This is a genomic window from Actinomycetota bacterium, assembly GCA_036280995.1.
In the GTDB taxonomy this organism is placed as follows: Bacteria; Actinomycetota; CALGFH01; order CALGFH01; family CALGFH01; genus CALGFH01.
Genome location: DASUPQ010000837.1, coordinates 1 through 3,020, shown reverse-complemented (window position 1 = coordinate 3,020; position 3,020 = coordinate 1). Strand labels below are relative to the sequence as shown.

4 protein-coding genes are annotated in these 3,020 nt (G+C 69.8%); 1 reads left to right on the top strand and 3 read right to left on the bottom strand.

The features are described from left to right. From VF468_28080 to VF468_28070, 3 genes are all read right to left on the bottom strand, one after another. Window positions 1-345: SLC13 family permease (locus VF468_28080; protein HEX5882143.1), on the bottom strand; the 345-nt coding region annotated here is incomplete at its 3' end. Further along, window positions 342-791: a CBS domain-containing protein gene (locus VF468_28075; protein ID HEX5882142.1), complete on the bottom strand. Its 450-nt coding sequence runs from the start codon at window positions 789-791 to the stop codon at window positions 342-344. The genes VF468_28080 and VF468_28075, both read right to left, overlap by 4 nt. Beyond that, window positions 791-2,056: a Na+/H+ antiporter NhaA gene (locus VF468_28070; protein HEX5882141.1), complete on the bottom strand. Its 1,266-nt coding sequence runs from the start codon at window positions 2,054-2,056 to the stop codon at window positions 791-793. Before VF468_28070 ends, VF468_28075 begins: the two co-directional genes overlap by 1 nt. 288 nt (window positions 2,057-2,344) lie before the next feature. Here VF468_28070 and VF468_28065 point away from each other — a divergent pair, with 288 nt between their 5' ends. Then, the gene (locus VF468_28065; GenBank protein HEX5882140.1) at window positions 2,345-2,560 is read left to right on the top strand and encodes a DUF2254 family protein; all 216 of its coding nucleotides are present in this window, start codon (window positions 2,345-2,347) and stop codon (window positions 2,558-2,560) included. Window positions 2,561-3,020 lie beyond the last annotated feature (460 nt).

Here is a 3,020-nt window from a genome sequence, read left to right as displayed (position 1 = left end):
GGTGACGTTGTCGAGCAGGGCCGAGGCCAAGGCGGTGATGGTGACCAGCATTGCCAGGATCCGGAATGGCCGGCCGCGGGCCCGTTTCGCCGACCAGATGGCCAGATAGTCGAACAGGCCGGTCTGCTTGAGCACCCCGACAATCACCATCATGCCCAGCAGCAGGAAGATAACGTCCCAGTCGACCCCGAAGCGCTCGGAGTGGAAGGCGTCGGCCGAGGACACCAGCCCCAGGGCCAGCATGAGCCCGGCACCGCCAAGGGCTACAGCCACCCGATTGACCCTCTCGGTGGCGATCAGACCGTAGGCACCCAAGAAGACGGCCACGGCCAGGGCGGCGCTCATCGGGTGCCCAGCAGCCGGGTGAGGAGCTGGGAGGTGGTGATGCCGCCCAACAGCCGGCCGTCGCGGCCGCGCACCGCGACCAGGGATGCGCCGGTCCGGGCCAGGGTGGCGGCCACACTGACCAAGGTGTCGTCGGCGTCGACCTCAGGCAGCCCGGCGGTAGAGGCTGGGAGCAGGTCCCGCACCGGCCGACCGCGCAGCCGCTGCCACAGAGCGTCGGCGACGTCCTCGCCGAGGACGCGGACCAGCGCCCGATCTTCTGCGAGATAGCGCGGCAGCAGAAAGGCCAGCAGGGACGTGTCCGACACGAGCCCTTGGAGCTCGCCTTGGTCGTCTTGGACGAAGACGCCCTCGACAGCTTCCTCGGCCAGCAGCCGAGCGGCCTCCTCGGCTGGGGTGTCGGGCGCCAGCGAGGGATATGGCGTGGCCAGATCTCGCGCACGCATCAGGTCGGCCCCTCCCCCCCTGGCCAACCGCCAGCCGCCCCCTCACCGGCACCCGGTCGCCGACCACCGCCAGTTGCACGAAGGGGCACGCTGAACAGGAGCCAACCCAACGTGGCCGCTGTGGCCGAGGCGGCAAGGATTCCCACCTTGGCCTCGTCCTGGGCCACCCGATCGAGCAGGACAACATCAGCCACGAACAGGGCCATGGTGAAGCCGATCCCGGCGGTGGCGGCCGCCCCGGCGAGCTGCTGGCGGCTGACCAGGCGCGGCAACGCTCCCAGCCCGGCCCTGACGGCCATGTCCGTTGCGATCAGGATCCCTGGCAGCTTGCCGGCGACCAGCCCGACGAACACGGCAAGGGTGAGCGATGAGCCCACCGCCCGAGCCAGGAGGTCGCGGTCCAGCGTCACCCCGGCGTTGGCCAGGGCGAACAGTGGCAGGACCAGATAGCTCGACCATGGGTGCAGCAGCGCCAGCAGCCGCTGGCTCAGTGCCGTCGGGCAGGAGAGGGTGACCACGACCCCCAACAGGACCCCCACGACCGCTGGATGGAGGCCGGATGCTGCCATCGCCGTCCACAGCGCCGCCCCGATCAGGAGGTAGGTGAACGTCCGCAGGACCCGCAGCAGCCGCACCACGGCGACCACCGCCAACAGCGCCGCCGCCACCGCCAGCGCGACCAGGTTGACCGGCTCGGCGTACAACAGCCAGAGCGGCGCAATGACGGTCAAGTTGCCGACAACGACCAGGACAAAGACAAACGCGCGCAGTCGCGACGGACACCGTCGGACCACCGTCAACAGGCCGAGCACCAAGGTGAGGTCGGTGGCCAGGGCAATGGGCCAGCCGCGCGCGGCCGGCCCGCCGACGGTGACGGTCAAGTAGAACAGCGCGGCAAGGACCATGCCGCCGAGCGCGCCCAACGTGGGTATGACCCCGGCTGACCAGTCGCGCCGTTTGGAGAGCCGTACCTCGTGGCTAATCTCCAGCCCACCCACGAGGAAGAACAACGTCATCAGGCCCTCGTTGACCCAGTGCCGCAGGTCCTTGGCGAGCGTGTTCTCCCCGACCCGGACCGACAGATCCGTCGTCCACAGCACCTCATAGCTCGCCATCCACGCCGAGTTCGCCCAGACAAGCGCGGCCACGGTCGCGCCCAGCAGCAACAAGGAGCTGCGGATCTCGATGCGGAAGAACCAATCCGGCGGGCGCATGGCGATGAAGGCGGCGCCACGATCAACCGGATCAGCGGGGCTAGTGCTCAATGCGACTCCTGGTCAACAGCCAGCAATGCCGCCGACCAGGCTTCCCGGCACACCGCCAGCAGCATAACCGCCACTCTGGCAGGCCGCCATGGTCAGGAGCCTTCCAGCAAGCTGAGGACCCGCACCACGGCGTCCCTTTCGCGGGGTCGCCAGCCGGAGCAACATTGGGGAGGCGATGAACCTGTTCGCACGCCGTCGGGTGCTGTGGGACTACGTCGCGGCGCCTGTGGGTGCTGCCGACACTGTCGGTCCTGTTTGTTCCTGCCCGCCGGGGCGATGCTGTCTCGGGTGCCGGTGGACGCCGGCTCCCCGCTGTGGCCGCTGGCCTTCCAGGGCACCGCCGAAGACGCCCGCGGGATCCTGGTCGTCGTCTCAGCCACCATGATCACGGTCACCGGGCTGGTGTTCGGCCTCATCATCGTCGCCCTGCAGATCGCCTCCGGGCAGTACTCACCGCGGCTGCTGCGCAACCTCATGCGTGACTGCGGCACCCAGTCGTGCTGAGCGTGTTCGTAGGCGCCTTCGCCTACTCCACGGCCGGGTTGCCACCGTGGGGATCCAGCGCGCCGGCGGCGGGGCCTTCGTCCCCGCCTGGCCGTGTCCGGGTCGCTGCTGCTGGGCTGGCCAGCGTCGGGGTGCTCATCTACTTCATCCACCATCTCGCCCGCTCGATCCAGATCGACGCCATCATGAGCCAGGTCGAGCGGGAGGCTCGCTGGGTCATCGATGACCTCTACCCTCAGCAGCCGGGCTACCTGGCACCGGAGGAGCGCTGCCCGACCCGCTGGCCTCGGCCACGGTGCTGCCGGCCGGCCGCTCCGGGTACATCCAGGCCGTCCAGCCCGAGCCGCTGGTCCGGGCGGCCGCCGACCAGGATGTGGTCGTCCGGCTGGCCAGGCAGGTCGGTGACCATGTCGTGGAGGGCACGCCACTGGCGTGGGCCCGGCTGCCCGAGCGCTCACCG